Origin of the sequence: Pseudogemmatithrix spongiicola (assembly GCF_030623445.1) — a bacterium.
GTDB classification, from domain to species: Bacteria; Gemmatimonadota; Gemmatimonadetes; order Gemmatimonadales; family Gemmatimonadaceae; genus Pseudogemmatithrix; species Pseudogemmatithrix spongiicola.
Window position 1 is genome coordinate 951419 of sequence record NZ_CP130613.1, and the last position, 15211, is coordinate 966629.

The following is a 15211-nucleotide window of genomic DNA, read 5'->3' on the forward strand; positions in this document are numbered from 1 at the left end:
ATGCAGGACTTCTTGCTGTCGGCGACGGTGTATCTCGCCGCGGCGGTCATCGCCGTCCCGATCGCCAAGCGCCTCGGCCTCGGCTCCGTGCTTGGCTATCTCATCGCCGGCGTGGTCATCGGGCCCTCGGTGCTCGGTGTTGTCGGTGCAGAGGGCCAGGACGTGATGCACGCCGCGGAGTTCGGCGTGGTGATGATGCTGTTCGTGATCGGGCTGGAACTCGAGCCCGCGTTGCTGTGGCGCCTGCGCGGCGCGCTGCTGGGGCTCGGCGGCGCGCAGGTCGTGATCACGATGCTTGCCGTGGCCGGCATTCTTGCCGCGTTCGGATTCGCGTGGCAGGAGGGCCTGGCGACGGGTGCGATCCTCGCGCTGTCGTCCACGGCCATCGTGCTGCAGTCGCTGCAGGAGAAGGGCTGGATGCGCAGTGATGCCGGCGAGAAGTCGTTCGCCGTGCTGCTCTTCCAGGACTTGGCGGTGATTCCCATCCTCGCGCTGTTGCCGCTGCTGGCGACGCAGGCGGTGGTCGCGGGTGGGGACGGTCATGGTGCGGGCGCGTGGGCGGAGCACTTGCCGGGGTGGCAGCGCGCGTTGGTGACGTTCGGTGCCGTGGCGGCGATTGTCGGCGTTGGCCGGCTCGTGGTACCTCCCGCGTTCCGCAGCATCGCGAAGGCGCGGCTGCGGGAGACGTTTACCGCAGCCGCGCTGCTCCTCGTGATCGGCATCGCGGTGCTGATGCAGCTGGTGGGCCTCTCGCCGGCACTCGGCACCTTCCTTGGCGGCGTCGTGCTGGCGACCAGCGAGTTCCGCCACGAGCTCGAGAGCGACGTGGAGCCGTTCAAGGGACTGCTCCTCGGCGTGTTCTTCATTGCGGTGGGCGCGAGCATCGACTTCGGGTTGATTGGCGAGCGGTTGCTGCTCGTGAGCGGCGCGGTGGTCGGGTTGGTGGCGCTCAAGTTCGCCGTGCTCTGGGGCATCGGGCGCGTGGCCGGCATGGCGCGCGACCAGCACCTGCTCTTTGCGCTGGCGTTGGCGCAGGGCGGCGAGTTCGGCTTCGTGCTGGTGTCGTTCGCGACGCAGAATGGCGTGCTGGGCGAGGCCGTGTCTGGCGTGCTCGTGGCGGCCATTGCGCTGTCGATGGCGGCGACACCGCTGCTCCTGCTGTTCTGGGAACGCGTGATTGCCCCTCGGGCGCAGGCGGCGTCCCGGCCGGTGCGTGCGATGGACCGCCCGGAGTCCGAGCATCCCGTGCTGATCGTCGGGTTCGGCGACTTCGGGAGCTCCGTGGGGCGCCTGCTGACGGCGGCGGGCGTGGAGTGCACGGTACTCGACCTGGATGCCGATCGCGTGGACGTGCTGCGCCGACTCGGCCTGCGGGTGTACTTCGGTGATGCGTCCCGCGAGGACCTGCTGCGCAGTGCCGGCATCGAGCGGGCGCGGCTTGTGATCCTCTGCGTCGGTGATGCCGCCGCGAACCTCGAACTCGCACGCCGCATTTCCCACGCGTTCCCCCATGTGCGCGTGCTCGCGCGCGCGGCCGGGCGGCTCTCGGCCTACGAGCTCTATGAGGCCGGTGTGGCGCACGTATACCGCGAGTCGGTGGATGCGGCCGTGCGACTGGGGGCCGATGCGCTGCAGGCGCTTGGGTGGCGGGCCCATGCGAGCTGGCGACTGGCGCAGGCCTTTCGCAAGCGGGACGAGGCGAACACGCAGCGGCTGGCGAGCATCTTCCGGGACCAAGAGGCCCACCTCTCGGAGGCCCGCGCCGCGATCCGGGACCTCGAGCGTACCCTGCGCGACGATCGGCTCTCGCCGGCCGTCCAAGACGAAGCGGCGTGGGACGCCGAGAGCCTGCGGCGGGAGTTCAAGGGCATGACCGACGGGAAGCCACCTGTCCCGCAGTAGCCTAGGCCGAAAGATTTCGTCAGTTTGAAGGATGCCCAATGCCGATGCAGCCGTCATTGCCGCACCGGAGCGCGTGAAAGCGGTGGAAGCCACCGGTTTGCTGGACTCGCCGGCCAGTCCCGCGTTGGACCGCCTCACCCGGCTGACGACGCAGCTGCTCGGCGTGCCGGCATCGGTGGTGACGCTGATCGACCGCGATCGCCAGTTCTTCGCGGGCGCGAGCGGCCTCGGGGAGACGCTGGCGGCGTCGCGGCAGACGAGTCTCGATTACTCCTACTGCCAGCATGTGGTCGCGAGCGCCAAGCCGATGGTGGTGACGGACGCCGTGAGTCATCCGCTGGTGTACGACAACCTCGCGACGCTCAAGGACGGCATCCGCGCCTATGCCGGCATGCCGTTGATCGACTCGAACGGACAGGCGTTGGGCTCGTTCTGCGCCTTCGACACGAAACCACACGAGTGGTCGGAGCGCGACCTGCAGATCCTGCATGACCTCGCGCAGGCGGCGATGACGGAGATCGAGCTGCGCTTCGCCGGGCGGTTGCTCGAGGAACAGGGCGAGCAGCTGCGCGCCCTGCTCGACAACACCGACGAGCTCGTGGCGCGCTTCGGTCTCGACGGCGCGCTCACCTATGCGAACGCCGCGTGGCGTCGACTGCTGGGGCATCCGCCGGAGCCCCCCGTGGCGGGCTACCTGCAGTCGAAGCTCTCGGGTGTGGGACGCGAGCGCTTCGACGCTGCCTGGGCCGACGCACAGGCAGGCGAGCCAAGCGATGATCTCGAGCTCGGTCTCCTGTTGCCGAATGGCGATACTGCCCTCGTGCAGCTGCGCTTGGTTCCCGTGCGCACCAAGGGTATCGCGCGCGGCGTGCGCGTGTATGGTCACGACGTCACCGACCTGCGGCGCGCCGAGCGCGCGAAGGACCAAGTGATCAGCCTCGTGAGCCATGAGCTCCGGACGCCCATCGGGGCGGTGCAGGGCGCGATGCAGTTGCTCGAACGCCTGTTGCCATCCCCCGTGCCGCCGAAGGTCGCGGAACTGGTCGCCCTCGCCAAGCGCAACGCCGATCGCCTGCTGACGCTGGTGAACGACCTCCTCGACCTAGATCGCCTCGAGGCTGGCTCGGCGCCGTTCGAACCCGCGCTGCATCGCATGGCGGAGATCTTCACGACCGCCCGGGACGCGACGCAGCCGTTGGCCGAGCAGAAGGGCGTGCATCTCGAGTTCGGCCCTGGCGCGTCCGTCATCTTCGGCGATGCGACGTGGCTGGCCCACGTCGTCATCAACCTCGTCGCGAACGCCATCAAGTTCACGCCGGCGGGCGGCCACGTCCGCGTCCATTGCGTGGAGGACGAGGGCCAGGTGCAGGTGCGCGTCACGGACACCGGGCGCGGCATTCCCGCGGCGGACGTTGGACGGATCTTCGAGCGCTTCGCGCAGGTGCAGCGCAGCGATGCCACGGAGAAGGGCGGCAGCGGGCTCGGCCTTGCGATCGCCCGCACGATCGTGCTCCAGCATGGCGGACGCATCTGGGTCGAGAGCGAGGTCGGGAAGGGTACGACCTTCGCGTTCACGTTGCCGACGCGTCTCGCTGCGCCGTAGGTTCAGGGGCACACCCAAGCCAGAGGTTCCGATGCGTCCGTTGTTGCGCGCCGCCTGTGCGATTCCCCTGCTATCCTGCGCGCTCGCGGCGCAGCCAGCCGCGCCGCAGGGCTGGCGCAATGAGTACTTGGCCGTCATGCAGGGCACGGCGGACAAGTACATCCAGCTGGCCGAGGCGATTCCAGCCGACAAGTATGAATGGCGTCCGGCGCCCGGTGTCCGCAGCATCGCGGAGGTGCTGCTGCATGTGGCGACGGCGAACTACGGGCTCGCGCCACGACTTGGCGGACAACTGCCGGCCGGCGTGAACGTGCAGGGTCTGGAGCGCAGCACGACGGCGAAGGCGGAGGTGCTGCGACACCTCCGCGCGGCCTTCGCACATTTTCGCGGCACGGTCGAGGCTTTCCCCGAGGCGGACGCCGGACGCATGGTGCCATTCTTCGGGCCGCCCCAGATCACGGCGCGGCATTTCCTCTACTTCAATGCAGACCACAACGGTGAGCACCTCGGCCAGCTCATCGCCTACGCGCGCATGAACGGTGTCACGCCTCCGTGGTCGGGCGGCGGAAACTGACGGAGACACGAAGGGCCGACCCGAGATGGGTCGGCCCTTCGTCCACGTGGTGCGTGCCTGGCAGTAATGCGCCGTCCACGATCCTTAGAACGTGATCTGCACGCCCGTCGTGAAGATCCGATCCGTCGTCTGGAATCCGGGTTCCGGCAGGTTGTCGAAGCGGACCACGTACGAGACCTTCACGCCGATGCGCGCCGAGATCGGCGCCACGAGCGACGACTCGGTGTTGACGCGCCAGTCCTCGGTATCCTTGAAGTTCGGGATGCCCTCGACGGCCTGGAGGAAGTACGAGGCGGCGGAGAACATGTGGCGGTACGCCAATGCCGCGCGGCCGGCGGGGAAATCATTGATCACGCCCGTCGTCGACTTCTGCTGCGTGACGCTTCCGCCGGCTTCGATGCGCAGCGTGTCCTTCGGCGCCCCGATGGCGCGCCACGCGATACCGAGGTTCTCCTCGAAGCGGCGCTCGATGCCGGCGAAGGTGTTGCGGTCGTAGGCCACGGTTGCGAAGGCGCTGAACACGCCGCCGAGCTTGTAGTCGCCGCGGAGGCCGGCCCTGAGGAAGTTCGTGTTGACCGTGCCCTGCTGCTCGCCGTAGACGAAGTTGAACGTCTGCTCGAGGCCGAGGCGGCCGCGCGACTGCGTCAGCTTCTGGCCCACGCTGGTCGTCGTGACCTGCGAGTTGCCGGCGGCCTGCACGTAGCCGAAGTCGGCGGTGATCTTGGTGACGACCGGGGTGGCCTCCTGCGCACGGGCAGAGGCCGCGAGGAGCGCGAGCGCCAACGGCGCCAGGCGATGCAGTCGGGACATGGGACCGAGTGTGAAGGGAAGGAGACAATCTAACGCGGGCGCGTCGCTGGCGGCACGATCGGCGGCCGGTTACACTCCGCGCCAATGGCGACGACCATCTACGACGACGCGGCACGACGGGAGTTGCTCCGACGCCTGGACACCCTGCGTCCCGACCTCCCCCCGCGCTGGGGGCGAATGACCGCTCCGCAGATGGTGACGCACATGCTGGAGGCGTTTCGCATGCCGTCCGGCGACCTGCGCATCCGCCGTAGCTTCGTGCCCCTGCGCCCGCTCGTGCGCTGGGTGATGCTGTACGTGTTGCCGTTCCCCAGGGGTGCGCCGACGGCTCCGCAACTGCTCCGGCGCGTCCCGTCCTCGTGGGAGTCCGATGTCGCCGCGTTGCGCAGCGCCATTGCGCGCGCGACGCGCCCCGATCCCGGCGCGCCGATCGGCGATCACCCCATCTTCGGCGACATGAGCATCGACGACTGGGGCGTGCTGATGCACAAGCACACCGACCACCACCTCCGGCAGTTCGGGGTCTAACCGCGCCACGCGGGCAGCTTACCAGCGCCAGTCGCGATAGAGGTCGAGACCGAGCTGGTAGATCTGCGTGAAGGTGCCGATGCGGTTGCAGGGGGCGGACCCCGGCGTGAGCGAGAGCTCCGCACTCAAACGCTCGCGCGGACTGTACTCGGCCGTCACGCCGAACCAGGCCGGCAGCGATTGGGCCGCGCGGTTCTCGCCCCGGCACACGCCGCCCGAGAGCCGCAGGTAGGAGTCCGTCCCGACCTGCGTACCGGCCGTGAGCGCGAACGAGTTGAGCAGGCCTTCGAACGAATTGAGCGTGAAATCGCGCGGCGAGTCGCCGGCCACGGTGACCACCTGCAGTTCGCTCAAGAAGGGCAAGCGCGCGCCGAGGGCACGTTCCGCGGCGCCGCCCAGCGACGGTACCAGGGCCGCCGTGGCGAGCCGCACCGCCGACGCGCTCTGCCCATCGAGCACGAAGCTTGGGGCGCCGAAGAGCAGGTAGGAGATGATCTCGGTGTCGCTGGCCGTGGTGCCGAGGTCTCCAGACGACAGGATGAGGCGTGGCGACTCCACGGAGCCGCTGAGGCGCGCGCCGATCTTCACATCCTCGCGCTGCGCCTGGCGGACGGTGTACGAGGTATGGATGTCGAGCGTCGGGGGGATGCTCAGGGGACCGTTGAGGCGCACGAGTCCGCTGTCCACCTGGAAGGTGCGCTGGAGCAGGCCGAGGTCGAGCCGGAACGTGCCGCGCGTGGCGAAGATCTCGCCGCGGATGTCTGGTTCATCCAAGGTGCCCGCGGCGGCCACTTCGCCGGTGAGCTGCACGTTGGCCTCCGGCGAGCGCAGCCGCACTTCGTTGCCGAGGCGCAAGCGCACGCCCTCGAGCCGCGGGGCGAACTGCGAGGCGGCCTCCTCCGCGGCACGGTCCTCCTCGAGGGCCAACGCACGCCGCCGCTGGCGCCCGATGAAGAGGTTGGCCTGGGGCACCGTGACATCGCCGCCCAACGCGAGCGAATCGAGCGGTCCGCGCATCCGGAGCTGCCAACTGACGTCCGCCTCGGCGGTGCGCGGATCGTCGATGACGCGGAGGTTGCGCGCCACGGTGCGCAGGTCCGCGCGCCAGCCGTCGGCGCTGCGGTAAACGGCACCTTCGATGGCGGCCGTGTCCTGCTCGGCGCGTTCGTCATTGAGCCGCGCGCGCTGGATGATGATGGAGTCCGGTGCCAACGAGACGTCCATGAGCAGGTCGCGGAACCCGGTGCCGAGGGCCGGCACCACGAAGGCGCCATCGCGCACGAGGAGGAGGCCGCGCGGCTCGATGTTGCGCCACGTCCCGGTGACCTGCACATCCGCATCGAGACCGCCCTGCAGTTCGCGCACGCCGGTGGTGAGCGCCTCGAAGCCGGCCAGAGGCGTGCCGTTCGCGGTGAGGCGCACGTACAGCGGGCGCTCGAGCAGACGCTCGTCGAGCGGCATCGCCTCCAGCGAGAGATCCACCGGCAACTCCGCGGTCAGCGCGATGGCGTCGCGCTGGAGCATGCGGGTGTCGAGCTGGAGGTCGGCGCGGCGGTCCGCGTAGCGGGCCGTCATGCGCAGTTCCGGCGCCTCGCGGTCCTCGACGCGCGTGGAATCGAGTCGCAGCGTCATCGCCAGCGTCGGCTCGGCCATCGTGCCGCCGAGGTCTGCGTCCGCGGTGAGCAGGCCGTCGATCCGCGGGGGGATGGCACCGGTGAAGCGCGCGTGCTTGAGTGGCACGCGCAGGGCCTGCGCGCGCAGCGCGATTGGACCTGCCGAGTCGAGGCGCGCCGAGAGGGCGAAGCGCGCGCCGTCACGGCTGAGCAGCAGCAGCGAGTCGATCTCCAGTCGATCCGGTCCGCGGTAGAGGCGGCTCGGCCGTGCCAGCCGCCAGTCGGCGTCGCGGGTCCTCGCGCTCAGCGAGTCGACCTTGAGCTCCAGGCTGTCGCCCATGAGGTGCAGATCGGCGCGGCCCTGTGCGACGAGCGTATCCAGTGCGATCATGCGGAACGACGCATCGACCCAGCGCGGGTCGCGCACGGTGGCTTCCGCGCTCAGGCGATGGATCGCCGCCGTGCCGGCGACGGCGTCGACGAGGTCGAACGTCGCGAGGCCCTGCGTCGCACTCGGCACGCCGTCGAGCAGGAGTTCGCCGTCGATGTGGCGCACCGCGTAACTCCCCGCGTGCAGCGAGTCGCCGCTCAGCGTGGCGCGCACGGCCATGGTATCCAGCGAGCCGAGCGCCAGGCCTTCGATGCGCAGGCGCCCGCCGAGCGAATCGGCCCACGCGGTGGCGAGGGAGTCGCCCAGTAGCGCCGCCAACGCGGGCACGGAATCCAACGTGGCGGTGAAGCGCAGCGTGTCGCGGAGCTGCGGATCGCGCGCGAGGCGTCCGCGAGCCGTGACGTGGCCGGCGTCGAGCGCGAGCCGCAGCGTATCCACGCGGAGGCCGCCGGGTTCCAGCAGCAGCTGCCCGATGCCCTCGCATATGGGGAAGCCATTGAGGCGCGAGGCGGTGTCCAGGCGGAAAGCGATGGGGCCGCTGGGTTCGTCCCAACCGCCGTCGATCCCGAGCTCGACGTCTCCGTGCAGCAGGTGAGCAGGGAGCGACTGTTCGACGAGCAGGCGAGAGGCGTCGAGCCCATCGATGCGCAGGCGCCCCTTGGCGACGAGCCGCGCCGTGTCCATCGAGGTGGCCCCCGTGAAGCGCATCTGCGCGCCCTCGCCGTCGAGCGCGAGATCGAGCGACACCGAGTCACCGCGCACGGCGGTGTTGAGGGTTCCGCGCAGCACGCCGCGCAGCGGCATTCCGGCGACCGCCGGCCCGTACGCGGCGAGCGACACGGCCTCCAGCGTGAGGTCCGCTTCCAACCACGTGCGCGTCGTGTCCTCGGCGATGCGGCCGGCGCCGAGCACGCGTGTGGGCGGCAGGCCGCCGTCCACGTGGACGAGATCGAGCTCGCGGAAGCGCAGGTCGTCGATCGGCCCGTCGAGCGTGACGCGGCCGCGGAGGAAGCCGTGCAGGGAGTCCGCGATGTCCGTGACGGCGCCGACCGTGCGCACATCGAGCGAGTCGATGCGCACCTGCAGCGGCTGCAGGACCGTCTGCGCGGCCTCGAGGTCCAAGCGGCCGTCGATGGTGAATCGCGAACGCGCGCCGCCGATGCGGCGGTCCTCGAACTCCACGGTGGACGGCGCGACGACGAAGTCGTTCAACGGACCACCCGGTCCGCGAAGGCGCCCGCGCAGCGTCCCGTCCCACGGCGGTGGCGGCGACGAGTCGCCGAACAGCTCGCGCAGCAACGAGAAATCCAGCGGTGACGCGGTGACATCGACGTCGCGCAGCGCCGTGCGGCCCCCGATGTCCGTGACGAGCCGCCCGGCCACGCGCGAGCTGCCGGACTCCACGGAGAAGCGTTCGACGATCGCGCGGTACTCGCCATCGCGCGGGCCATTCACGACGCGCAGGTTGGCGCTGGCGCGTCCGCGGCGAGGCACCAGCGCATCCACCCAGGCGACATCCGCGAGATCGAGTTCACTGACGTCCACGCGCATGGCGACGCGTGGGTCGCGGGTCGTGTCGGCCCAACGTGCGGTGCCGCGGATTGCGGCGCGGGAGTTGCCGAAGCGCAGCTCGGGGAGCTGCAGCGCAGCGGAGTCCGACGCGAAGTCCACACCGCCGCCGCGCAGCGCGATGTCGAGAGCCGGCTCCGTGCTGGTGGCGCTTGCCGCGGCGAGACTGAGGCTGCCGCGCGGTCCGTCGGTGAAGACCGTCGACGCGCCGAGGGCCAGCGCCACCTCGCGGACTTCGCGGCGAATCGGCGGCCGTTGCGGGAGCGAGTCCGGTTGCGTGATGGCCACGCGGCCGTTGCGCAGGGTGAGTGTGTCGAGCCGCACGCGCCAGGGCGCCGCAGACGCCCTGCCGCCGCCAGCGCTCGCGCTGTCCATGGCGGCCGTGAGCGCCTGCACGTTCCAGGTCCCGTCACGGTCCTGCACGAGGTCGAGTGCGAGGCCGTCGAGCGTGACCTCCGTGAGATGCAGCTCACGGTCGAGCAGCGGGCGCAGGTTCAGCGCGAGCGTCACGGCCCCGAGCGCTGCGACGCGAGTCCCGCTGCTGTCGCGCAGGACCAGCGAATCCAGCGAAACCCGACCCAACGGCAGCAACGAGAGGCCGTGGAGCTGCAGGCTGACGCCCGGCGCGAGACTCGTCGCCACGGCGGCCTCGATGCGCGCCGTCGTCCACGCGCGGCCGCGCGCCGTCTTGAGGGCAAGCGTCACCGCCAGCGCCGCGCCCGCAACGGCGAGCACCACGAGCGCGAACGTCACGCGCAGCAGGAGGCGGAGGCGCCGACGCACCTAGAAGGCCTCGCCGATGCTGAAGTGGAACGTGAGCCGCGGAAGCAGACCGCGCGGCGGCAGCGGACGGAACGAGGCGGGGCAGGGCACGGGGCCGAGCGCGCCCGCTGCCGCGTCGTCCAGGGGCTCCGTGGAACCGGGGGACACGCAGATGGCGCGGCCGAGCGTCGTCGCGCTGGCTCGCTGCAGGTAGAAGGCGGGGCCGGCCTCGCGCGGATGCGGGTTGTAGCCGACGTCCACACGGAACGGCCCGAGCGGCGTGACGAGACGCACGCCCAGGCCAGGCGTGGCCCGCAACCCCGTCACGGCGTAGTTGCCCGAGTTGTTCCACACGCGGCCGGCATCGAGGAACAGCACCCAGCGCAGCAGGTCGCTGGGCCAGCCCACCCGCGAGCGCAACTCGAGGTTGAGCAGTGCCGTCGCCGTGCCGCCCGCGGGTGCCGTGCGATCGAAGCCCGCGCTCGGGTCGGCGTTGCCGACGAGTGCGCCGCCGACGGTCACCGTATCGCTCGGGGCGCGCACGATGTAGACCGTGGGCCCGAGCTGGCCTTGGTTGTAGCCGCGCACGGAGTTCTGGCCGCCGGAGTAGAAGCGCTCCTGCGGCGGGACGAAGGCCTCGAGATCGCGGCGCGTGGCGACGAAGCCCGCGGAGAGGCGCGCCGCACCGACCAGCGTGCGCGTCAGCGGGCGATACAGCGCGTATTCGAGCTGCGTGCGGTTGAAGTTCACGCGCGTGCCGGGGCGCCCGACGTTCACCGTGCCGAGTCGCGACTCGATGGCCCAACGCTCATCGTTGGACGCGAAGGCGGTGATGGCGGGTGCCGAGCGCGAGAACGTCACGCCCGCGGCATGCATCACGCTCGGGCTGTTGAGCAGGAAACGGTCGTTGAAGCGGCAGAGGCCGAAGGTGGCGCAGGAGACCGCGGCATCCGAGGTGGTGCGACCGGCGTCGAAGCGATACGCGAAGGTGGTGTTCACGCGCGGCACCAGCGGGCGATCGAAGCTGCCGATGCCGCCGATGCTCGTCTCGCGCACGTAGCTCTGGAACTCGGTGCGGCGTTCGCTGTACAGCGTGCCCACCGGATGCCAGCGATCGCCGAGCACGCCGCGGAGATTCACCGTCGCGCCGACGTAGTAGTTGAGGCGCAGGCTGAAGGTGTCGGCGCGTACGGCCGGCGCGCAGAGCCCCGGTGCGCCGTCGAAGGGCGTGCCGACGCCGAGCTTGGAGAGCCGGAGGTCGAGCTGCAGGCGATGGCCGCGCCCGAGGAAGTTCTGCTCCACGAAGCGGCTCTGCGTACGGAAGCAGTCGATGGTGCCCCATCCGCCGCCGACGCGCAGCGCGTTGTGCCGGCCTTCGACGAGCCGCACGCGCACCGGCAGCGTGTCGCCGGTGCTGCGGGAGGGCAGCGTATCGATGGCGACCGTGCGGTACAGGTCGTAGGAGTACAGCAGCTGCTGACTCGCTCCCACCGAGCGGGCGCTGTACACGTCGCCGCTCTCGAACCGCAGCAGGGCGCGCACCTCGTCTTCGCGCAGCGCCGGACGCCCGGAATCGTTGGGCGTCATCGCGACCTCGATGGCGCCCACGCGCATCAACGGACCCGGCGTGAACGTGAGCGTGACGCGCGCCCGCCGCGCGGCGGTGTCTACCGTGACGCTGCGGGTCGGCGGCCGCGCGCGCGCGTAGCCCTCGGCGCGCAGGATCTGCTGCACCGAGTCCATCGTCGCGACGAGGACCGAATCATCGAGCGGCGCCCCGCGGAGCGCGCGCACCAAGCGCGCCTGATCCACCAGCCCGCGCGGCACGTTGGCCAAACGCACGGTGTCGATCACCACCGGCGGGGCTTCGCGCACGCGGAAGGTCACGTTGGCCGTGCGCGAGCTGGTGCGCGCGACCTCGGCGCGTGCCGTCGTGCCGGGATAGCCGCGCATGTTGTACCACGCCGCGATGCGTCGTTCGTCGCGGCCGAGCTCCAGCGTGTCCAGGCAGGCGGTGGGGCCCACGTTCCAGCCGAACCAGCGCCGCAGGCGACCCGCGCGCTCCGTGTAGAGGATCTGCGCGAGGTCGAAGTTGGTGATGGACGTGTTGCCCTCGAACGCGAGGCGTTCGACGCGCGGCCGGAATCGCGTGCACCCATCGCGCTGCGCGGCGGCCGGGACGGCGGCGAGCGCGAGGCAGCAGAGTGCACGGAGGAGGGCGCGGGACATCAGCTCGGGTCGAAGGGCTCGGCGGCGTGCGCGGAGTGTCTCGCGCGATTCTATATTCTAGTACCCGTATCCAGCGATCTTGTACCGGAGCCCCCATGCGTCGCCTGTTGCCTGCCGCCCTCGTCCTCTTCTCCGCCTGTGCCTCGGACGCGCCGCCCGCCGAAGCCGACGCTGGACGCGATGCCCGATGCTTCGGGACCCGCATCCTCTCGTATCGCGACCTGGTCGCGGAGGTCGTGATTCCCGCCGGCGAAACCTGTGCCTCGGGCAGCTTCCAGGTGGTGTTCACGCGCGGCGCCGATACGCTCGAGACCCTGACGGAGACGCGCACGGGCATCGTCGGCTTCATCGGCACGGCCGACGTGGATGGCGACGGGCGCGGCGAGTTCATCGTCTCGACGCACACCGACGATTCGACACGCACGGGCACGCTCTATGCGTACTCCGACCGCGGGGATGGCATCGGGCGCTTTGCGATCGCCGACCTCGCGGCGGATCAGCGCGAGGGCTACGCGGGCGGCGATCGCTTCGGCTTCGGCGGCGCCGATCAGCTCGTGCGCGCGTACCCGCGCGGCACGGCGGGCGACACGGCGTGGTTCGCGTACTCGCATGGCGAGTCGCGCTGGACGTCGATCGCGCGTCCGGCCTGGGTCCGCTGACTCAGGTCCCCCGCGGCTTGGCGCGCCGCGTCGCGGGGGCGGCGAGCGGATCGTCCGGCCACGGATGCCGCGGATAGCGGCCCTTGAGGTCCTTGCGGACCTCGAAGTAGCCCTGCCGCCAGAAGCTGGCGAGATCCTGCGTCACCTGTACCGGCCGTCCGGCCGGTGACAGCAGGTGCATCGTCACCGGCACGCGGCCCTCGGCGAGCCGCGGCGTCTCGGTGAGGCCGAAGCACTCCTGCAGCTTCACCGCCAGCACGGGGTGCGCGACGTCCGAATAGTCGACGCGGATGCGGGAGCCGCTGGGGACCTCAAGGTGCGTGGGCGCGAGTCGGTCGAGGCGCTCGCGGGCCGCCCACGGCAACGGCGCGAGCAAGGCATCGCCGAACGCGATGCCCGCGAGATCAGTCCATCGCCGTGCCTCACCAAGCGCAGGCCCGAGCCAGTCATCGAGGTTGGCCAACAGGGCGGCATCGCTCACGTCGGGATAGGGCGCGCCAACGTGCCGATGCGCGAACGCCACGCGCGCGCGGAGCTGCAGATCGCTCTCCCTCCACGGCAGCGCGGCGATGCCGCGCCGGCGCACGGCGTCGATCAGCGCGGCTTGGTAATCGCCGGGCTCGACATCGCGCAGCGGTCGCTCACGCAGCACGATCGCGCCGAGCCGCTCCACCTCGCGCGCCCGCACCCGCTCGGTGGCGTCGTCCCACTCGACGTCGCGCACCGTGGCGATCTGCTCGCCCATGGCGCTGCGCAACGCGGCTTCGTCGAGCGCCGCGGCGAGGCAGATGCGGCTTTCACTCGGGTCACCGTCGAGGTCGGCAATGGCGAGATACGCGCTGCGACTGAGCGGCTGCTGGCTCGTGAATCGCGCGCCGCGGCCGTTGCGCAGCAGGTACCGCGGGGCGTCCCCGCTGCGCCGTTGGGCGATGCGATCGGGATATGCCAGCGCGACCAACATGCCGATGGCCTCGAGATCCTCGGCGCCATCGTGCGCCTCGCGCGGCAAGGCGCGGCGCAACGCACGCGCTTCCTCGCGCACGCGGTGCAGGCGCGCGACATCCACGCCGCCGCGGTCCCCGCGGCGCAGGGCCTCGACTCGCGTGGCGAGGTCGGCATCGTGCTCGGCCGCCTCGCGCCGGAAGATGTCGCGCTCGGCGAGCAGCGCCGCGATCTCGCAGGCGAGGGACGCCATGCCGCGCGTGGCACCGCGCAGCACGAGGTGCGCGAGTCGCGGTGCGATGCCGAGGGCGGCCATCGCGCGGCCGTGGGCAGTGACGCGTCCGTCGTCGGCGAGCGCGCCGAGGTCCCGCAGCAGCGCCCGCGCTTGCGCGAGCGCGCCCGCGCTTGGGACGTCGAGCCAGCGCAGCGCCGTCGCATCGGCGAGGCCGGCGCAGGCCAGCTCGAGGGCCAGCGGTGCGAGATCCGTCTCGAGAATCTCCGGCACGGGCCGCTCCGGCAGCGAGGCGTGCTGGCCTTCGTCCCACAGGCGGATGCAGTGCCCGGGTGCGGTGCGGCCGGCGCGTCCGCGGCGCTGGTCCGCGGCGGCGCGTGAGACGCGCACGGTCTCGAGCCGCGTCATGCCGCTGCGTGCGTCGAAGCGCGGCACGCGGGCCAGTCCCGCGTCCACCACCACACGCACGCCATCCAGCGTGACGGAGGATTCCGCGATGGCAGTACTCAGGATCACGCGCGCACCTGGCGTACGCGGGCGCAGCACGCGGTCCTGCTCTTCGAGGGCGAGCGAGCCGTGCAGCAGCTCGACCCGCGCATCGAGCGGCTCGTCTTCGAGGGCTGCACGCACCCGCTGTAGCTCGGCGATGCCTGGCAGAAACACGAGTACGTCGCCGCCGTGCTCGCGCCGTGCACTGCGCACCGCATTGGCGACGGCGAGGGCCATCGGCACGCCGTCGCGCGGTGGTCGGTGCGCCGTGGTGACGGGATGTTCGCGGCCTTCGCTGACGATCACCGGAGCCGGCGCGCTGTCGCCGAGCAGCCGCGCCACCGGCGCGGCCTCCAGGGTGGCGGACATCACCACGAGGCGCAGGTCCGGCCGCAGCACGGCGCGAGACTCCAGCGCCAACGCGAGGCCGAGGTCGCTGCCGATGTGGCGCTCGTGGAACTCATCGAACAGTACCGCCGCGATGCCCTCGAGCGACGGATCGTCCTGCACCATGCGCGTGAAGATGCCTTCGGTGAGGACTTCGACGCGGGTCGCCGCGCTCACGCGCGCGTCGAGCCGCACCCGGTAGCCGACGCGGCGCCCCACCGGCTCACCGAGCAGGCGCGCCATCTGTTCCGCCGCAGCGCGCGCGGCGAGCCGACGCGGTTCGAGCACGAGGATGCGTCCGTCGCCGCGCCACGGAGCGTCGAGCAGGGCAAGTGGGAGCCGCGTGGTCTTGCCGGCACCGGGCGCGGCGACCACGACGGCGACGCCCCTGTCCGCCAGCGCCGACGCGACGGCGGGCAGCACGGTATCGATCGGCAGCGGCGGAGCGTCGCGGAGCGTCGGCAGGGGAAACCCGGACGAGTGGACGGTGGTAGGAACAACGGTGGACGCCGGGTAAGTTA

At 71.1% G+C, this 15211-nt stretch carries 9 protein-coding genes; 5 read left to right on the forward strand and 4 right to left on the reverse strand.

Annotated features, from left to right (window positions below):
• Genes Strain318_RS04250 through Strain318_RS04260 form a run of 3 tightly spaced genes read left to right on the forward strand, consistent with a single transcriptional unit; the run spans position 1 to position 4079 of the window.
• Positions 1 to 1902: a monovalent cation:proton antiporter-2 (CPA2) family protein gene (locus Strain318_RS04250; protein ID WP_367887289.1), complete on the forward strand. Its 1902-nt coding sequence runs from the start codon at positions 1 to 3 to the stop codon at positions 1900 to 1902.
• Positions 1903 to 1933: 31 nt separating this feature from the next.
• On the forward strand, positions 1934 to 3505 hold the full coding sequence (locus tag Strain318_RS04255; protein WP_367887290.1) for a GAF domain-containing sensor histidine kinase: 1572 nt from the start codon (positions 1934 to 1936) through the stop codon (positions 3503 to 3505).
• A gap of 31 nt (positions 3506 to 3536) precedes the next feature.
• The gene (locus Strain318_RS04260; RefSeq protein WP_367887291.1) at positions 3537 to 4079 is read left to right on the forward strand and encodes a DinB family protein; all 543 of its coding nucleotides are present in this window, start codon (positions 3537 to 3539) and stop codon (positions 4077 to 4079) included.
• An 84-nt stretch (positions 4080 to 4163) separates the two neighbouring features.
• Here Strain318_RS04260 and Strain318_RS04265 read toward each other — a convergent pair whose 3' ends face one another.
• Positions 4164 to 4889 carry a DUF481 domain-containing protein gene (locus tag Strain318_RS04265; RefSeq protein ID WP_367887292.1) on the reverse strand — a complete coding sequence of 242 codons (726 nt, stop codon included), beginning with the start codon at positions 4887 to 4889 and terminating at the stop codon, positions 4164 to 4166.
• Between the two features lie 84 nt (positions 4890 to 4973).
• On the opposite strand from Strain318_RS04265, the gene Strain318_RS04270 reads away from it, so the two are divergent.
• A complete protein-coding gene (locus Strain318_RS04270) occupies positions 4974 to 5417 on the forward strand; it encodes a DinB family protein (RefSeq protein WP_367887293.1) in 444 nt (147 codons plus the stop codon).
• An 18-nt stretch (positions 5418 to 5435) separates the two neighbouring features.
• On the opposite strand, the gene Strain318_RS04275 is transcribed toward Strain318_RS04270, so the two are convergent.
• Both Strain318_RS04275 and Strain318_RS04280 read right to left on the reverse strand, forming a co-directional pair.
• The gene (locus Strain318_RS04275) at positions 5436 to 9773 is read right to left on the reverse strand and encodes a translocation/assembly module TamB domain-containing protein (RefSeq protein ID WP_367887294.1); all 4338 of its coding nucleotides are present in this window, start codon (positions 9771 to 9773) and stop codon (positions 5436 to 5438) included.
• Positions 9774 to 11981, reverse strand: coding sequence for a BamA/OMP85 family outer membrane protein (locus Strain318_RS04280; protein ID WP_367887295.1), 2208 nt, complete (start codon positions 11979 to 11981; stop codon positions 9774 to 9776). It lies immediately after the preceding gene.
• Positions 11982 to 12076: 95 nt separating this feature from the next.
• Between Strain318_RS04280 and Strain318_RS04285 the strand changes: the two genes are divergently transcribed.
• On the forward strand, positions 12077 to 12640 hold the full coding sequence (locus tag Strain318_RS04285; RefSeq protein ID WP_367887296.1) for a hypothetical protein: 564 nt from the start codon (positions 12077 to 12079) through the stop codon (positions 12638 to 12640).
• Between the two features lies 1 nt (position 12641).
• Here Strain318_RS04285 and hrpB read toward each other — a convergent pair whose 3' ends face one another.
• Positions 12642 to 15113, reverse strand: coding sequence for an ATP-dependent helicase HrpB (hrpB, locus tag Strain318_RS04290; protein ID WP_367887297.1), 2472 nt, complete (start codon positions 15111 to 15113; stop codon positions 12642 to 12644).
• Positions 15114 to 15211 lie beyond the last annotated feature (98 nt).